Raw genomic sequence first — 18231 nt, forward strand, 5'->3', positions numbered from 1 at the left:
TTTACATTTTACACTTTTTTTATTAGCATCCGCATTCTCCATAGACCGGAGTAGTAAAGACAGTCCCATCCGGCTTTTCAATAGTAAGTGTACCTTCAAATAGAAGGGCTTCTTCATTTTTTATTTTCTTTCCTTTTACAGAAATTTTGTAATCATTATTCTCTATCTCTTTTGTCAGCTCCTCATCTACTTCCATATCGCTCGAAGAAATAAGATTTAAAGCCAGCCTTTTACCATCAAGCTTCATATAGGCTGTTTTTCCGGCGTCATCAGCATAGATATATTTTTCGGTCTCAAAATCAGCTTTGCTTGTGGCAAAATAACATGAACATTCTTTAATTTCTTTTGGAAACGGAATAGTTTCAACTAAAATTTTTCCTGAAGAAATGGGTGTATCAGCAGAATCTTTAACAATCTGTAAAGAATCTGAAGGATCGGAACTTACAACTGTTTCTTTTTCCTTTTTACAGGCGATTAAAAGAAATGCAGAAAAGATAATGATTAAGTATTTCATTTGTTTGTGGTTTTTCTATTTTTTAGCCTCTTGCTCTTTCCAGAAGAGTCATCATTAATAAGGAAAGGATCACTAAACTCTCTTCCTCATCATCAATATCAATCAGTCTATCTAACTGAAATCTTCTTCCAAAGAATGACGGCATCTTTTTCAGTTTAAAATAAGCTTTGCCATCAATACCTGTTACTGTATAAGATGGATTAAGGAAGTATCCGGTAAACATTCCTATGATTGGAAGTTCCCCAACGAAACTGTCCCAGAATCTTACCCATGCGCTGTCTTCCTGAACCTTAAATTTCGGTTGATCATTGGCATCCAGAATATCATAGCTTGCCTTCCAGATAGAACGCATTCCTTTTCTTGCCAGTCTGCCGAAATTTTTATTATCTATAAGGTCATTCAAAGAATATGAAGCATTAAAATCAATCCATTTATTTGCTCTGATCCTGAAAAGTTCCCTGGATTTGGTTTCATCATTGAATACAACAACATCTTCCTTTAATTTGAACATTTTCTGGCGCACATACGCTACATAATTCCCATTTTTATCGGTAATGTTGAAATCACTTGCTAATGTAGTGATTTTGAATTTGAAATCCAGAGGATAATTAAGATTGTTAAGTACCATGTCAGTTTATTTTTTCATATTTAATTCAGCCGCAAATATAGAGGATTTTTTAGAGTTCTGAGATAGGAGGATAAACTTAAAATCTCATAATGGGACATTGCTCTGATGGTCAATAGCCAATTTTTTGCTACGCAAAGTCAATAGTCAATGATTATTGTGTAAAAATTCACAACCGAAGTGAATTGATAATTCACTATAAATTATCAACTTTAATCCTTATTTTTGTATTTATGGACTACCCAAGTAAAGTTTTGGCAAAGGCTGTGGATGAGATTTCGGGATTACCGGGAATCGGACGAAAAACAGCTTTAAGATTAGCATTACATTTATTGAGACAACCTAATTCCAGAGCATTGAGCCTGGGAAATTCCCTGATTAATCTTGTTAACGAAATTAAATATTGTAAAGAGTGTCACAATTTTTCTGACTTTGATATTTGCGAGATATGCAGTAATGAGAAAAGAAATAGTGAGCTGGTTTGCATTGTAGAGGATGTAAGGGATGTTATTGCCATAGAAAATACGGGTAAATATACAGGTAAATACCTGATACTTGGAGGTAAAATCTCTCCTATGGAGGGAGTGGGACCGGGTCAGCTGAATATTCCCAGTATTGAAAAAAAACTGAATGAAGGAAAAGTAAAAGAATTCATATTTGCTTTAAGTGCCACGATGGAAGGAGATACAACAGCCTATTATATCTATAAGAAATTTAAAAATTTCAATATAAAGTTTTCAAGTATTGCACGAGGAATTTCAGTAGGGGATGAATTGGAATATGCCGATGAAATTTCTTTAGGAAGATCTATTATTAACAGATTGCCATACAACGAAAGAGATTAATATGAAGCTGTCCGTTATTATTGTTAATTATAATGTCACCCAATTGCTTAAAAACTGTCTTTTATCTATACAGAGGTATATAAAAGAAGTAGAGTATGAAGTAATTGTGATGGATAATGCTTCTACGGATACTTCATGGAGAAATCTTATCCCGGAATTTCCGGCTGTACGTTTTCTCTCTTCTGAAGTTAATGGAGGCTTTTCCAAAGCAAATAATCAGGCTGTAAAAACCGCTGCCGGACAGTATATTCTACTTCTGAATCCTGATACAGAGCTGGAGGGTAATTATATGAAAGATCTGCTGGATTTTTCAGATTCACATGCTGATTTCGGATGTATGGGAGTTCGGATGCATGATGCCCGTGGCTGTTTTTTACCGGAAAGTAAGCGCTCGGTACCGGATATGTTTAACTCTTTTGAAAAGTTGTTTGTTAATTTTAAGAAAAACAACTCAAAATCTTATTACAGAAATGATATTAGGGAAACTGATATCCGGCAGGTAGATGTTATTACGGGAGCTTTTTTACTGATAAAAAAAGAGGTTTATGAAAATGTTGGCGGTTTGGATGAATCTTATTTTATGTATGGGGAAGATATCGACCTATGCTATACACTGCTGAAAAATGGCTATACAAACTATTATTACGGTAAAGCTTCAATTCTTCATCATAAAGGAGAAAGTACCATTAAAGATGATGTATATCTTAACCGGTTTTACGGAGCAATGCAAATCTTTATTGATAAATATTATAAGGAAGAAAAGCCTTTGCAATATTCATTTTTAAAGGCTGGATTAAAGCTCCGCCACCAGATTGAAAAGATCAGGTTAAAATAAAAAAGCAACTCGAACCGAGTTGCTTTTTTTATCTAAAAATAATAGTCTTTTTTATTTAGCCGGTGTAGGTGTCTGAACCGGAGCTGTAGTTGTAGATGAAGCTGGTGTTGACTGTTTGGCAGGAGCTTCCTTTTTAGCAGGCTGCTGCTGAACCGGAGCTGCCTGTGAAGGCTTACCTGTAATCACAACACTTAAAAGAATAAGTACAATGATTGTTCCACCTAGTGTCCATGTAGCTTTTTCCATGAAATCATTGGTTCTCTGTACCCCAAACTGAGCAGAAGATGCTCCCCCGAATGTACTGGAAAGACCTCCTCCTTTTGGATTTTGAGCCATAACGATAATTACCAATAAAACACTGGCAATCATAATAAGAACCATTAATAGTATAAATATAGTATCCATTTATTCTGATATCTTTTTGAATGGGCAAATTTAACTTTTTTTTACCGAATGACAAAAAAAGATGCCGGTAAATATAAATGAAATACAAAAGTTTCTGAATCAGATAATAATTGAGGCTTAAAACAGACTCTGGTTTATGGTAATGAGAATATGTGGAAATTTTATTTTTTCTTATTTCTCGCTGCTGAGGTTATGACAATTTAATTATAGAAACAAAAAACGACAGCCAACTCAGCTGTCGTTTCTTGATATGGATAGTGGTTACTACTATTTGAAATCAGAATCTTTGGCCTGGTTAAGGAGATAAGACTGTACAGTCATATTGATTTCCATTCCTCCCATGTTCTGAATAATCGTAAATGGAAGTTTTACTCCTGAAACATCTTTATAATCAGCAAAGCTTGTAGGGATAACCCCTCCTTCACCCGTTTTCAGTTCTCCGGTTTTTAACCCGGTTTTTACACTGTAATAATAAGTCTGCTTGGCTCCTTTTACTACATAAGAGTCCTCATTATTATATTTTTCAATCCCGGCTAGTTTAAAATCAGCAGATTTTGCGAAGGTTAATTCAGGAAAAAGTTCCGGCTCTGCCATAGAAGCTTTCTGTTTGTCACTTAAAGGCATTTTTTTACCCTGCGCTTCGATATAGCCGTCTTTACCATCGAAAATAATTTTTTGAATGGTGTTTCCCATCATTTTCATGTCCATTGCCATTTTTCCGCCTTTTGCCTGAATCAGTTTCATGGTCATATCCATTCCCTGCACTTTGGTGGTTGCGTCAGTGGTAATGGAGGTTACTTTCTGAACGGCTGACAAACCTCCGATGGCATTGATGTATTTATCTGCAATTGAAGAGATCGTTATATTTGCATCAACTTTCTGGACCGTTGGTTTTGCCACAGGATTTGCCTCTTTATCAAAATATTTTACCGGATAGCCCAGCTTTTCAAGCCCTTCAGAGATATCTGATGCTTTACCGGCAATGAAAATTCTGCTTTGGTTCGGAAGGATGGTTGCTTTTACAGCATTGGAAACATCTGTTGCAGTAACCTTGTCGATTGATTTTAAATAGTTGGTATAAAAATCAGAAGGAAGATCCTGAACCTTTTGGTTTAGGGCAAATCGAGCAATGGTTTCCGGTTTTTCAAGGGACATAATAAAAGCCCCTTTCAGTTTTGCCTTGGCATTTTCAAGCTCTTCAGGTTTTACGGTAGAAATCGCATTCAGCTCATTCATTAATTCTTTAACTGCTTTATCAGTCACTTCATTTCTTACACTGGTTTCAGCAGAAAATTCAGGAGAATATTTGCTTGCAGTCATGTCTGAATAAGCCCCATAGGTAAATCCGTTTTTTTCTCTGAGGTTCATGAAAAGCCTGGCTTCACCGCCACCTCCTAAAATATAATTGGCGATTGTAGCAGGGAAATACCCAGGATCCTTCATTTTAAGAGTATTCAGGTTGCTTACTGAGACAACAGACTGTACAGCGGAAGGAACATCTACTACATTGATTTCTGTTTTGGAAAGATTGGTTGCCGGTTCTAATGCTGCATATTTTGTATTTGACTTTTTCCAGCCTCCGAAAGCCTTTTCAATTAAAGGTTTTATCTGATCAGATTTAACATCTCCTACAATGACCAGATAGGCGTTATCCGGAGTATAGTATTTGTTGTAAATATTCTGAACATCTGCTAGTTGGATTTTTGTGATGGATTCTACAGTTTCGAATTCTCCTCTGGAAGTATTTTTTCCGTACATCAAGGCATTAGAAACCCTTGCCGCAATAGAAGACGCATTCTTTTCATCAGCTTTCAGTCCTTCAATCGTTCTTTCTTTTGAGTTTTGAATCTCTTCAGCAGAGAACTTTGGATTTACGATAGCATCGGCCATCAGATGTAATACCTCCGGGAAATATTTTGAAAGCGAGTTTGCAGAAGCCCCATTGGATGTAAAGTTTAGATTTGCACCCAGAAAATCTACTTTCTTATTAAAATCATCCTTACTCAGATTTGTAGTTCCATTTTCAAGCTGTTCTGCCATGATCTGGCTGACTCCTGCTACATTTCCCTCATAATAGGGAGGTCTGTCCATAGAAAGAGTAGCATTTACTCTTGGAAGTTTATTGTTTTCAACGACCATTACGGTAAGTCCGTTGCTGAGCTGGAATGTTTTGGGTTGGGCAATATTGATCGCAGGAGTAGGTCCCGGTTTTGGCATTGCATTAAGATCTGTTTTTTGTGCGGTCAGCATTCCTGCAAATAAAAATGCGGCCGCTATATAAGTGAATTGCTTTTTCATGGGTAATTTATTTTTTCTCAGGAACATAGTTAATAATCACTCTCTGATTGGGATTCAGATATTTTTTTGCTGCATTTTGCAGATCCTGTCTGCTGATTGATCTGTAAATATCAATTTCCTTATTGATAAGATTGGTGTTTCCCATCAATACATGATTGGTTGCCAGAGATGCAGCGATTCCCTGAATACTTGAGTTCTGATTGACAAACTGATTTTCAAACTGATTCTGAAGTTTTTGATAATCCTCTTCAGAAATCAGGGTTGTCTGAAGTTTTTTGATTTCAGCATCAATGTCTGTCTGTAATGTCTGCTTGGTCGTCTGTCCCATTGGAATTGCGAAGAAAGCAAAGATGCTGTAATCTTCAAGCCCCTGATTGAATGCCGCTACCTGAAGAGCTTTTTTCTCCTGATCCACCAGTTTTTTGTAAAGGACGGAAGATTTACCATTGCTTAAATATGAAGAAAGCATGTCTAATACATATGCGTCTTTTTCTTTGTTTGCAGGTGTTCTGTACGCAAAAACATAGGCCGGAAGCTGAATGTTAGGATCTGTTGCTGTAACTTCTTTTTCCTGCGTAATCGGGGTTTCTTTCGGAAAATCCTTCGGATACACAGTTCCTTTAGGAATACCTCCGTAATATTCTTCAATCCACTTTTTGGTCTGTTCTGGTTTAATATCTCCTGCAACTACCAGAGTAGCATTGTTCGGAACATAGAATTTTTTGTAAAATGCCTGGAACTCTTCCAGTTTTGCAGCATTAAGATCTTCCATAGAACCAATTGTAGGCCAGTTATACGGATGGTTCGTAAATAAATTTTTCTGAATAGTCGGGAAAAGATTACCATAAGGCTGGTTGTCCATTCTCAGTCTTTTTTCTTCCTTTACAACTTCTCTTTGCGTATCTACACCAACTTGATTGATGACAGCATGGCGCATTCTTTCTGCTTCCATCCACAAACCAAGCTGTTCGTTGTTCGATGGAAAAGTTTCGTAATAATAAGTTCTGTCGTTTGTGGTATTGGCATTATTCTGTCCGCCGTTTGAAGATACGATTTTAAACCAGTCCCCCCTTTTGATATTGGGAGTTCCTTCAAATAAAAGATGTTCAAAGAAATGTGCAAAACCGGTTCTTCCTTTTACTTCATCCTTTGCACCTACGTGATACATTACCCCCGTTGTAACTACCGGGGCAGAATTATCCTGATGAAGAATTACATGAAGACCATTTGGCAGATCATACTCTTCGAATTTGATTTGCTGTGCACTCAGCATCATTCCGAAGAAAGCTACTGCGGCAACAGAAAGAAGTCGCTTTTTCATAAGTTAGAAATTGTTTTCTAATAAGTAGTAAAAGTGAATTAAATGTTACAGGAGTAAGTAAGGTTCAAAACAGAAAATGCAGAAGTAGTTTTGTGAAAAGAGAAATTTATTTGTTTAAAACATTAAAAAAATATCGTAATTGTAACCTCTGATCTATTGATATCTGTTTTTTGATTTCTAACTTCTTCAATCAAAATTTGAATTCTGCTTTGAATACGTTAATTTTGTGTTCCCAAAATTTTTTGCAGTATGGACTATTTGAAAGGACTCAATGAATCACAATATGAAGCGGTTACCTCTTTACAAGGGCCTTTGATGGTGCTGGCCGGAGCTGGTTCCGGGAAAACACGTGTACTTACGATGCGTATTGCCCACTTAATACATAACGGAATAGACCCTTTCAATATCCTTGCACTGACCTTTACCAATAAAGCAGCACGTGAAATGAAAGACCGTATCGCAAAAGTTGTAGGGGAAAGCAATGCAAGAAGTCTCTGGATGGGAACTTTTCACTCGGTTTTTGCAAGGATTCTAAGAATTGAAGCACATTATCTGGGATATCCTTCCAACTTTACAATTTATGATCAGCAGGATGCACTGAATGTGATCAAAAAGGTTTTAAAAGATATGAACATCGATGCTGATCTTTATAAACCGAAGAAAGTTCAGGCAAGAATTTCTACGTATAAGAATAACCTGATTACTGTAAAAGCTTATTTTAATAATCCCGAACTGATAGAAGCGGATGAGAAGGCCAATATGAAGTTCATCGGTCAAATTTATCAGAAATATGTTGAACAATGCTTCAGAAACGGTTCAATGGACTTTGATGATCTGCTTTTAAAAACAAACGAACTGTTAACCCGTTTCCCGGAGATACTGGCAAAATATCAGGACAGATTCAGGTATATTATGGTGGATGAGTATCAGGATACCAACCATTCCCAGTACCTTATTGTAAAAGCACTGGCTTCAAAATTTGAAAATATTTGTGTGGTAGGGGATGATGCACAATCTATTTATTCTTTCAGGGGAGCCAATATTTATAACATTCTGAACTTCAAAAAGGACTATCCGGATGCGAAAACCGTTTCCCTTGAACAGAATTATCGGTCTACACAGAATATTGTAAATGCTGCCAATGTAGTTATTGCAAAGAATCTGCAGCAGTTTAAGAAAAATGTTTTCAGTGATAATGAAGAAGGCGATAAGATAAAAATATACCGTTCCCTTTCCGATGCTGATGAAGCCAATTTTGTGGCAGGGAATATCTGGGAGCTTCGTAACCGTGATCAGAGAAAGTACAGTGATTTTGCCATTCTTTACAGAACCAATTCCCAAACCAGAGCGTTTGAAGATGCTTTAAGACGTAAGAATATTCCATATAAGGTATATGGAGGTTTGTCTTTCTATCAGAGAAAGGAAGTTAAGGATTTGATTGGTTATCTCCGTCTCCTGATCAATGAAAATGATTCTGAGGCCCTGATGAGGATTATTAATTATCCTGCCAGGGGAATTGGAGAAACAACTCAGAATAAGCTGATTGTTTTTGCTGATGCACAAAATATTTCTGTTTCAAAAGTATTGGACAACCTTCCGGCATATGCCCCTCAGCTGGGCTTAAATAACGGAGTACTTAATAAATTGAATGATTTCTGGTCGATGATCAAAGCATTTCAGGTGCTGCTGAAAACTGAAACAGCTTACAGTGTTGCCATGGAGGTGGCAAAACGAAGCGGACTGATCAAATTCCTTAAGGATGACCAGACACCTGAAGGGATCTCAAGAGTAGAAAACGTTCAGGAATTAATGAATTCTATGCAAGGATTTATTGAAGAGCAGATGCAGCTGGAAGATGGTGATCCGAGCCTTTCCAACTTCCTTGAAAATATAGCCCTTTCTGCCGACACACAGGATAAAGATCTTGAAGACGATATGGTTTCATTAATGACCATTCACCTGTCCAAGGGTCTTGAATTCCCAGTGGTACATCTGGTAGGTCTTGAAGAAAATCTTTTTCCAAGCTTTATGAGTTCTGCTACCCGGGAAGATCTGGAAGAAGAAAGAAGACTATTCTATGTGGCATTAACAAGAGCGGAGAAACAAGCTTTCTTTTCATATGCTGTTTCACGGTTCCAGTGGGGGAAAATAACAGATGCTGAACCTTCAAGATTTTTGAGTGAAATTGATGATGAATATATTGAGTTCCTTAACCCTGCTATGGAAAAACGATTCATTAACCATTCAGGAATAAAATCCAATATTTTTGATGAACATCCATCCGAAATAAAATCTTTCAAAAAGGTTGAGAAAAAGACGATTGACAGAGGTGATACTTCAAAACCAGCACCGGAAGTAAGAAAACTTAAGCCGGTAAGCACTGCTAAAATTATCAATCCAAGCGGAGCTTCTTCTCAGGATATTGAAGTAGGTGATAAAGTGAGACATGACCGTTTCGGAATTGGAGAAGTGACTTTCCTGGATGGTACAGATCCTCAGAACATCAAAGCAAAGGTTGTTTTTATGCATGAAGGTGAGAAGAACCTGATCCTGAAATATGCTAAGCTGACCAAGATTTAAATAAATAATAGAATACTGTAAACGGGCTCAAATTTTGAGCCCGTTTTTTTATTACAATATCTGTAAAACAATTTTAAAATTTGTATTTTTAATAAGGGATAGAAACAAACTATAAATATTTTTTAGAAAATCAAAGTCTACTTTTTTTGTAGACTAATAATTATATTCTACATTTGCACCTTGTAAAAACATAAATGTAAATCAAATTCTAAACTATGAAAAATAAGAAAACTATCCTTTCGGCCTCTGTTTTATTTTTCCTTGGTGTATTTACTTACGGACAGGAAAAAGACAGCATAAAAGCAAATAAAGACAGTATAAAAACCAACAACGTTGAAGAAGTGGTAGTCTTGGGTTCAAGAGCAGGTGCCAGGTCTAAAACGGAGAGTCCGGTTCCTGTAGATGTATTCAATGTGAAGGAGTCTTCCATAATCCTTCCACAGACCAATATAGGACAGATCCTGAATGCTGTGGCACCTTCATTTACTTCCACCATTCAGACCAATTCCGATGGTACAGACCACCTGGATCCTGCACAGCTGAGAGGTCTGGGACCAGATCAGGTTTTGGTGCTGGTGAATGGAAAAAGAAGACATACGTCAGCATTGGTGAACGTAAACGGAACACCGGGAAGAGGTACAGTAGGTACGGATTTGAATGCTATCCCGTCCTTTGCTTTAAACAGGATTGAAGTATTGAGAGATGGTGCTGCAGCACAATATGGATCTGATGCGATTGCCGGTGTTATCAACCTTGATCTGAAAAGAGATACAGGGAAACTGGCGGGACAGATCAGTTATGGAGGAAACCTTACTCCAACAGCTAATGATCATACCGGAGATTTTGACGGCCAGAATATTCAGCTGGATTTGAACTATGGAAATAAAATCGGAACCCAGGGTGGTTTCTTTAATATCACCTGGTCTTCACAGTTCAGAGATTCTACCTCAAGAGCAGGAGCCGAGAGTGGAGCAATCTATAATGCTTACAATGCAATCGAACAGCGTGCACTGAATAATGGTGTTAACCTTTCGTCTCTTTTTAATAATATCAATACTACTCCGAATTCTCAGCAGCTTATAAATTATATCCATCAATATGCGCAGGGAGTAGATTATTTTACTTCTGATTTTCAGAATCAAATTCAGGCAGCGAATACCATTGCAGCTTTACAGGGTCTTTTAAATACAAACGTTACCGATCAGGAGCTGGCTTACAGGGGCCAGACAAGAAAAGACTTCAATATGCAGGTCGGGCAGTCCAAACTCAATAACCACCAGCTTTTTATCAATATGGAAGTTCCGCTAAGTGAGAACTGGAAAGTTTATTCTTTTGGAGGATATAGTTTGAGACATGGTACTTCAGGAGGGTTTTACAGAAAGCCTAATCAGAGCAGAACATTCACCGGTTTATATTCCAGTGGTTATCTTCCTCAGATAGGAACTGATATCCAGGATATTTCATTAGCTGCAGGAATTAAAGGAAAATGGGACGGTTGGAATATTGACTTTAGTAATACTTTCGGACAAAACTCTTTTACATATAACATCGAAAATACAGGAAACACCTCTATGCGTTTTGCTTCCCCCAATGAATTCAATGCGGGAGGTTTAAGGTTTTCTCAAAATACTATCAATTTAGATTTCTCTAAAAAATACGATGTATGGGAAGGAATTAACGTAGCCTTCGGAGGAGAACACCGCTATGAAAATTTTAAAATTAACCAGGGAGAAGAAGCTTCCTATCAGACATATGATCAGTTTGGAAATATCTGGAACGGAGATCCAAGCCAGAGAGCTACGGATTTTTTCGGACAACCTCTGCCGGGAGGCTCTCAGGTATTTAACGGATTCAGACCTGAAAATGCAGTGAATAAAAACAGACAGGCATTAGCAGCCTATGCAGATGTTGAATTCAATTTTACAAACTGGTTATTGGTAGATGCAGCTGCGAGATATGAAAACTATTCTGATTTCGGATCGACATTCAATTATAAATTGGCATCAAGAATCAAAGTCGCTCCAAATTTTAATGTGAGATTCGCAGGTTCTACAGGATTCAGAGCACCGTCAATCCACCAGATCTATTATAATGTAACATCTACATTGTTTACTAATAATCAACTATTGGAAGTAGGAACTTTCAGTAATGATTCTCAACTGGCACAACAGCTGAATATGCCTAAACTGAAGCAGGAAACTTCAAAATCTGCCAGTGTAGGATTTACCTACAGAATTCCTTCAGCAGGGCTTAGTTTCACTGCAGACGGTTATTTTACAAGAATTGATAACCGCATTATTCTTACTGATCAGTTTCTAAGAAAGGATGTGCCTTCTGATGCACAAAAAGAATATGATAAATTAAACGTAAATGGTGCTCAGTTCTTTACCAATGCGATTGATACAGAAACAAAAGGGATAGACGTTGTGATTTCACATAATATGAGGTTCTCAGGATTTAAACTGGATAACAACTTTGCTATTAACCTTAATAAAACCAAGCAGGTAGGAACGGTCCACTCTTCAGGGTTATTGCAGTCTCCTGCACTCGAAAAGATTTATTTCTCTGAAAAATCAAGAGTATACCTGGAAGAAGCAGTGCCTAGAGTAAAAGCCAGTCTTTCGCATACCCTTTCATGGAAAAATGCAAACTTCTATCTGAGAAATACTTATTTCGGAAAAGTAACAGGTGCTGATATTATTGATGTGAACGGAGATGGAATCATTGATTTTAATGAACATCAGCAGATCGGGGATAAAATCATTACTGATATCTCGGCTGCTTATCAGTTTACTAAAAATGTAGGATTAACTTTAGGTGTCAATAACTTGTTTGATATTTATCCAACGAAAAACCTTCCTGCTTCTACAAATAATGATCAGTTCATTTATTCACGTTCAACTTCTCAGTTTGGACAGAACGGAAGATACGTTTTCGCAAGGCTTAATTTCAATTTTTAATATAACAGCCGGTAATACTTAAAAAACTGTTCGGACTCCCGAACAGTTTTTTAATTTTATGATTACCTTTCTACCAGTTCTTTTACCGGTTCTCCATAAAAATCGATTTCTGTTTTTTTAATTTGAAGCAATTGATACCATTTTCTGAACGCTCCGGCAAATACGATAAGCATCAGGACCATTGCCGTTATGGCTAGAGCAGCCAGTAAATATTGTTCCTTGGGAATATATATTGTTGTTACCTGAATGTACCCGGCCCAGAAAGTGATCCCTGCCATAAAGACTCCGGGAATGGCTGAACATAATGCGTATTTACCTCTGTTCATTCTGATAAGCATTGTAGTACATACAATCAGCCCACAGGCGGCAAGCAACTGGTTACTGATTCCGAAGAGTGGCCAGATACTGCTCACATTTCCGGTATAAACCAGATAGCCCCAGGCAAAAGTAAACAGAAGGCTGCTGATAATAATCCCGGGAACCCAGTTTTTATCATTAAACTTTGGAACAACAGAACCAAGCATTTCCTGTAAAAAGAAGCGTCCGACCCTGGTTCCGGCATCAATAGCGGTAAGAATAAACACCGCTTCAAACATGATCGCAAAATTATACCAATAAGCTGTCAGCTGATCCATATATGGGATCTTATTGAAAATATGAGCCATTCCCACAGCCAGGGATACAGCACCTCCGGTTCTTCCATGAAGATCTATCCCTATCTTTTGAGAATAGTAATCGATATCCACTCCATGTAATGAAGGATGGGCAGCGAGGAAAGCATCGTAAGATTCTTTAGGCGTGTTGATCGCAAAATAATCACCCGGCATTAATGTACACGCTGCAATTAAAGCCATTAATGCGACGAACCCCTCTACAAGCATTGCTCCATATCCGACAAAAAGAATTTCCCTTTCTTTGTTTAGCATTTTCGGAGTGGTACCTGTAGCAATAACAGCATGAAATCCTGAAATTGCCCCACAGGCGATTACAATAAAAATAAAAGGAAGAACAGGACCGCCAATGACAGGACCGCCACCGTTTATAAATGCCGTTAATGCCGGCATTTGTACCGTAGGGTGGATAACAATAACGCCGATAGCAAGCATAACAATTGTTCCAATCTTTAAATAAGTAGACAAATAGTCACGCGGAACCAAAAGTAGCCAGACCGGTAGTACGGAAGCTAAAAATCCATACAATGGAATTGCAATGGAAATAGTTTTGATATCCCAAGAAAACAATTTATTCATAAAAGGATTTTGCATTAAACTATGGCCACCGATAATTCCGGCAATTAAAAGAATTCCTCCTAAGATACTCGCGAATAGAACGCTGTTCTTTCTGTAACGCATGATAAGTCCCATAATAACAGCAATAGGCATTGTAATGACCACGGTAAAAAGAGACCATGAAGCTTCATGCATCGCATTGATACAGGCAAGTGATAGTCCGGCTAAAGTAAGGATCAGAATAAATAAAATGGCAAAACCCGCTACAGTACCGGTAGCTTTACCAATTTCTTTTGATGCAATTGTTGCAAGACTTTGTCCCTTATGCCTGACGGATGCAAATAATACCACCATATCATGTACTCCGCCTCCAAGTACACAGCCAATCAAAATCCAGAGGGCTCCGGGAAGATATCCGAACTGGGCAGCAAGAACAGGGCCTACCAGAGGGCCTGCTGCTGCAATTGCTGCAAAATGATGCCCGAAGAGTACATTCTTGTTGGTGGCTACGTAATCTTTTCCATCTGCAAATTCAACTGCAGGTGTAGTATGCTGATCATTAAGACGCAAGACTTTATTGGCCATGAAAATACCATAAAAGCGGTAGGCTATGGCAAAAATAAGAATTGATACAAAAATAAGGGTAAGTGCATTGATATTGTTCAGAAAATCCATATCATCTTGGTTTTTTTAATGAATAATTATATTTGGATGTATTTTGTTGGTAATAATTCAAATATTGACCAAGTTAATTATTTTAAATGTAAAAAATAATGATATGTATATCAATTTAGCAAATTAACATTTAAGTTTGTGTTTTGTATATATATTGTTTTGATTTTTAGGATTATATGGTTTTGTTTTAATAATGTGTATATATTATTTTTTCTGAGCAAGTACGAAGTCAACCATCTGGCCAACCATTTTATTAAGACTTGCTTTTTCGGTGGTTGAAAAACCATGTTGTCCATTTTCAATTATTATCAGAGAGCTCTGTACACCGGCTCTTTTTAATTTTCTGTAAAGTTTTTTAGATTGGCTCAAAGGAACCACTTTATCTTTATTGCCCTGCATGATTAAAGTGGGAACACCACTGGATACATAATTGCAAGGAGATAGGGTTTTAAAGTAGCTGATAACTTTTTCCTGATCTTTTTGTATGTCATATCCTGAAAGTCCTTTTACTAAATTCTGCTGCAAATTGATGATTTTCTTTGAAATCAGGCCAATCATGAAAACCGGAACAGTCCCGGCACGGGTGTGGAACAGTTTGTTAAGGTCTGCAGGTCCGTAATGATCCACTACATAATTTACTTTAGCAGAATAAGATGAAAGTTCCGGACTGCCCGTGAATGCATGGTCAGGAGTATAGGCTGCCAATAGAGAGAGGTGAGCTCCTGCCGAAGCACCAAAAAGGCCTATATTTTCAACATCAAACTGGTACTTTTCAGCGTTTTTCCTTACCCATCTTACTGCATCCTTGGTATCTTCCAGCGGAAGCGGAAAATGAGTGCTGTCATTCAATAGGGTGTAATCAATACTGATGATAGCGTACTGCCTGGCAATAAGCTTTTCTATGACAGGCTCAAGATAGCTCTCTGTCCGTACAGTTTTGTCTCCCTTTACCCATCCGCCGCCATGCACATAGATCAATACCGGTAATTTATCAATCGTAATGTTTTTCGGAACATATATATCCAGGGCTATATCGTCTCCATTCACACCTGTTTTATAAACAATATTTTCAGATATCGTTGCTATTTCGGGAAGAAAGAGACTCTTCCTGGCTTCTGATTCAGGCTGATTCTGAGAAAAGCTTAAGCAGAATATACTTAAGGCCAAAATAAAAAACAGGTTTTTGAAAAACCTGTGGGCTGATATGTTATTGACTGATTTCATAGTAATTTTTTTGTGAGGTGGTGCTATTTTACTAATTCCTCAAAAAGTTTACCAAAAGTGATATTCAGGTCTCTGGATTTACCGGGATGAGGTCTCGAAGTCTGTATCACAGAACTCCTTACCGCTGTCAGCCAGCGGAAACGCTCAGGAATATCCAGTAAAGCGATGGGACCGCCATCTTTATGGCCTTCAGCAATTTTCCGGAAACTCTCCAGATTCTGGATGATATCATCATAGTCCAGTTTACTGTGCATAAGCCTGAACTTATCCGGGCACAGATAGAATTCCACGCGAATGAATTTTTCCTTTTTTGAAAACATCACCAGCCCGATATTGAAAAATTCTTCTCTTTCAACTTTTGGTACAAGGCGTATTACCGCATATTCGTATATTTTATCCTCTTGCATTTTTGGCTTCGTTTACAAAGGTTTGAGAATTTTCTAATCTGGTTTTCAAAAACTGAAAATAGATCTCACGGATTTCAGCAGGACTTTCATCGGCGTCATTCCATTGTAACCAGTCTTCAGGAATCATATTGACAATTTCCCGGAATAACGTTTCGTTCAGAACTTCATGAGCAAACCTGTCTGCTTCATCAAGCATTTTTGCTTTTGGAAGAAGCACGTGGTCTTTCACATATTTGAAAGGGGTTTTAGCTGCTGCGTCAAAATTCTGCCATGAGTGGTGGAAGTAGAACGAAGCACCATTATCGATGATCCAGAGTTCTTTATGCCACATCAGCATATTCGTATTTTTAAAAGTACGGTCAATATTGGTGATGAATGCATCCAGCCATACAATTTTTGAAGCCAGAAGCGGATCTACATTGACTCCCGGATCATAAGTAATAGAGCCGGAAAGATAATGAAGCCCAAGATTCAGACCTTCGGAAAACTTCAACAGATCCTGGATTTCCTCATCGGCCTCTGTTCTTCCGAAATCGGCATCAAGATTAACAAAAACAAGTTCAGGAATCTTAAGTCCCAATGCTTCGGTAATCTTTCCACCCAAAAGTTCGGAAATCAGCATTTTCACGCCATGGCCTGCACCACGGAATTTTAATACATATTTGAAATCATCATCGGCTTCTGCCAGAGCGGGAAGAGATCCTCCTTCTCTCAGGGGCAGAATGTAACGCATAACGGTTACCGTTCTTAAATTCTGCATGAAGCAAAAATAAGGCTATTTTTATAAACTTTGGCTTGAGTTTCGATAAAAGAAATAAGGAATTGAAGACTGGGAAACAGAGTTTTTTTCATAAATTACCCTCTTAAAAAGGAAAGAAAATTTGCTTATGAATCTGATTGTCGAAAAGAATTTATACTTAGAAAATAAAGAAACAAGAAGTTTTCTTGCTGATGCTTTTTATCAGAATGCAGGTCAAAAACTTCCCCTTGTAATATTTGTTCACGGATATAAAGGCTATAAGGACTGGGGTGCCTGGAGTCTGATGGCTGAAAAGTTTGCTGAAGCCGGATTTTTCTTCGTCAAGTTTAATTTTTCACATAACGGAACAACGACAGATGATCCGCTGAACTTTGGAGATCTCGAAGCTTTCGGTAATAATAATTATTCCAAAGAACTTTCTGACCTTGGAGTGGTAATTGATCACTTCAGTAAAAACCCTCATGTGGATGACGAAAAGATTGTTCTGATGGGACACAGCAGGGGAGGGGGTATTTCTATTATTAAAACTTTTGAAGATGAAAGAATCAATGGGTTGATAACATTGGCCAGTGTTGATAATCTGGACCGATTTCCAAAAGGAGAGGCTTTTGAAAACTGGAAAAATAATGGAGTGTATTATGCGGTTAACGGACGTACCAAACAGGAAATGCCGCATTATTACCAGTTTTATGAGGATTATGAGCAGAATATTCACCGTTTTGATGTGGAAAGAGCTGCAGAAATGGCAAAAGCACATATGCTCATTATTCATGGAACAGAAGATGAGGCTGTAGAAGTAAAACACGCAGAGCATCTTCATATTCTCCACCCGAATTCCGAACTGTTTCTGATTGAAAATGCCAATCATACTTTCGGGGCAAAAGAACCATGGACGGAAACAGATTTACCTAAGGATCTGAATACTGTAACCAAAAAATGTATTGATTTTATCAAAGAAAAATTAAAATAAAGGTTTTAAAATTACGTTAACATATTAATCACCATATCAATATCATTATGAAAAAAGTTATTGCGGGCGCATTCGCGCTGTCATTATTTGTTGTTTCATGTAAAAAAGAAATCAAAACAGAATCTTCTGTAAGCAGCACGGATACCCTTACTACTGCGATGCCGGAAGACTCAGTATCAACTCCAAAAAACGATTCTGTTGCATCACCACCTCCTTCTGCTCCGGCTCCTGATAATATTATCACCAAGAATGTAGGTAAATATCCGCATGATATTAAATTCTTTGAAGATAAAAGTATATCAGAAAGGCTGAAAAAACTGGCAGGATCCCAATACGATGAAATGGTAAAGAATTTCAATGTTGAAAGCCCCATTGCATCTGAAAACGGAATTTATAAGCTGACAGGCTGTAAGCAGCACGACTGTCCGGGGTATTCTACAAGCATTTACTACGATGCGAAAAATGACAACCTGAATGTTTCCATTGATAAAAACGGTAAGGTAACAGATTTTGCTGAAAAAGGGAAAATTACTGTTTCTGAATCGCTTAAATCCAAATAATAAAAAAAGGAGTGAAACTTTCA

At 37.6% G+C, this 18231-nt stretch carries 15 protein-coding genes; 6 read left to right on the forward strand and 9 right to left on the reverse strand.

What is annotated here, in order from left to right; genetic code table 11:
- Nucleotides 1-22 precede the first annotated feature (22 nt).
- Both DRF59_RS09715 and DRF59_RS09720 read right to left on the reverse strand, forming a co-directional pair.
- A complete protein-coding gene (locus DRF59_RS09715; protein ID WP_115959127.1) occupies nucleotides 23-514 on the reverse strand; it encodes a hypothetical protein in 492 nt (163 codons plus the stop codon).
- Nucleotides 515-536: 22 nt separating this feature from the next.
- The gene (locus DRF59_RS09720; RefSeq protein WP_115959129.1) at nucleotides 537-1142 is read right to left on the reverse strand and encodes an LURP-one-related/scramblase family protein; all 606 of its coding nucleotides are present in this window, start codon (nucleotides 1140-1142) and stop codon (nucleotides 537-539) included.
- A 230-nt stretch (nucleotides 1143-1372) separates the two neighbouring features.
- Between DRF59_RS09720 and recR the strand changes: the two genes are divergently transcribed.
- Both recR and DRF59_RS09730 read left to right on the forward strand, forming a co-directional pair.
- Nucleotides 1373-1984, forward strand: a complete 612-nt coding sequence (gene recR, locus DRF59_RS09725) for a recombination mediator RecR (protein WP_115959131.1) — start codon at nucleotides 1373-1375, stop codon at nucleotides 1982-1984.
- Nucleotides 1980-2819 carry a glycosyltransferase family 2 protein gene (locus DRF59_RS09730; RefSeq protein WP_115959133.1) on the forward strand — a complete coding sequence of 280 codons (840 nt, stop codon included), beginning with the start codon at nucleotides 1980-1982 and terminating at the stop codon, nucleotides 2817-2819. Before recR ends, DRF59_RS09730 begins: the two co-directional genes overlap by 5 nt.
- Nucleotides 2820-2870: 51 nt before the next feature.
- Here DRF59_RS09730 and secG read toward each other — a convergent pair whose 3' ends face one another.
- The 3 genes from secG to DRF59_RS09745 form a co-directional block, all read right to left on the reverse strand.
- Complete coding sequence (secG, locus tag DRF59_RS09735; RefSeq protein WP_115959135.1) at nucleotides 2871-3224, reverse strand: preprotein translocase subunit SecG; 354 nt, start codon at nucleotides 3222-3224, stop codon at nucleotides 2871-2873.
- Nucleotides 3225-3491: 267 nt separating this feature from the next.
- On the reverse strand, nucleotides 3492-5522 hold the full coding sequence (locus DRF59_RS09740; RefSeq protein WP_115959297.1) for a M16 family metallopeptidase: 2031 nt from the start codon (nucleotides 5520-5522) through the stop codon (nucleotides 3492-3494).
- 7 nt (nucleotides 5523-5529) lie between these two features.
- Nucleotides 5530-6843, reverse strand: a complete 1314-nt coding sequence (locus tag DRF59_RS09745) for a M16 family metallopeptidase (RefSeq protein WP_115959137.1) — start codon at nucleotides 6841-6843, stop codon at nucleotides 5530-5532.
- 249 nt (nucleotides 6844-7092) lie between these two features.
- Between DRF59_RS09745 and DRF59_RS09750 the strand changes: the two genes are divergently transcribed.
- Entirely contained in the window at nucleotides 7093-9423 is a 2331-nt protein-coding gene (locus DRF59_RS09750) for an ATP-dependent helicase (RefSeq protein ID WP_115959139.1), read from the forward strand.
- 215 nt (nucleotides 9424-9638) lie between these two features.
- Nucleotides 9639-12383, forward strand: a complete 2745-nt coding sequence (locus DRF59_RS09755) for a TonB-dependent receptor plug domain-containing protein (RefSeq protein ID WP_115959141.1) — start codon at nucleotides 9639-9641, stop codon at nucleotides 12381-12383.
- 62 nt (nucleotides 12384-12445) lie between these two features.
- On the opposite strand, the gene DRF59_RS09760 is transcribed toward DRF59_RS09755, so the two are convergent.
- From DRF59_RS09760 to DRF59_RS09775, 4 genes are all read right to left on the reverse strand, one after another.
- The gene (locus DRF59_RS09760; protein ID WP_185144916.1) at nucleotides 12446-14287 is read right to left on the reverse strand and encodes a carbon starvation CstA family protein; all 1842 of its coding nucleotides are present in this window, start codon (nucleotides 14285-14287) and stop codon (nucleotides 12446-12448) included.
- Between the two features lie 204 nt (nucleotides 14288-14491).
- Nucleotides 14492-15511 carry an alpha/beta hydrolase gene (locus DRF59_RS09765; RefSeq protein WP_115959143.1) on the reverse strand — a complete coding sequence of 340 codons (1020 nt, stop codon included), beginning with the start codon at nucleotides 15509-15511 and terminating at the stop codon, nucleotides 14492-14494.
- A 23-nt stretch (nucleotides 15512-15534) separates the two neighbouring features.
- Nucleotides 15535-15918, reverse strand: a complete 384-nt coding sequence (locus DRF59_RS09770) for a DUF3037 domain-containing protein (protein WP_115959145.1) — start codon at nucleotides 15916-15918, stop codon at nucleotides 15535-15537.
- Nucleotides 15905-16678: a HipA family kinase gene (locus DRF59_RS09775; protein ID WP_115959147.1), complete on the reverse strand. Its 774-nt coding sequence runs from the start codon at nucleotides 16676-16678 to the stop codon at nucleotides 15905-15907. Before DRF59_RS09775 ends, DRF59_RS09770 begins: the two co-directional genes overlap by 14 nt.
- A gap of 127 nt (nucleotides 16679-16805) precedes the next feature.
- Between DRF59_RS09775 and DRF59_RS09780 the strand changes: the two genes are divergently transcribed.
- Together DRF59_RS09780 and DRF59_RS09785 are read left to right on the forward strand one after the other, a co-directional pair.
- Nucleotides 16806-17648: an alpha/beta hydrolase family protein gene (locus DRF59_RS09780; protein ID WP_115959149.1), complete on the forward strand. Its 843-nt coding sequence runs from the start codon at nucleotides 16806-16808 to the stop codon at nucleotides 17646-17648.
- Between the two features lie 47 nt (nucleotides 17649-17695).
- A complete protein-coding gene (locus DRF59_RS09785) occupies nucleotides 17696-18208 on the forward strand; it encodes a hypothetical protein (protein WP_115959151.1) in 513 nt (170 codons plus the stop codon).
- Nucleotides 18209-18231 lie beyond the last annotated feature (23 nt).

Origin of the sequence: Chryseobacterium flavum, assembly GCF_003385595.1 — a bacterium.
Taxonomy (GTDB): Bacteria; Bacteroidota; Bacteroidia; order Flavobacteriales; family Weeksellaceae; genus Chryseobacterium; species Chryseobacterium flavum.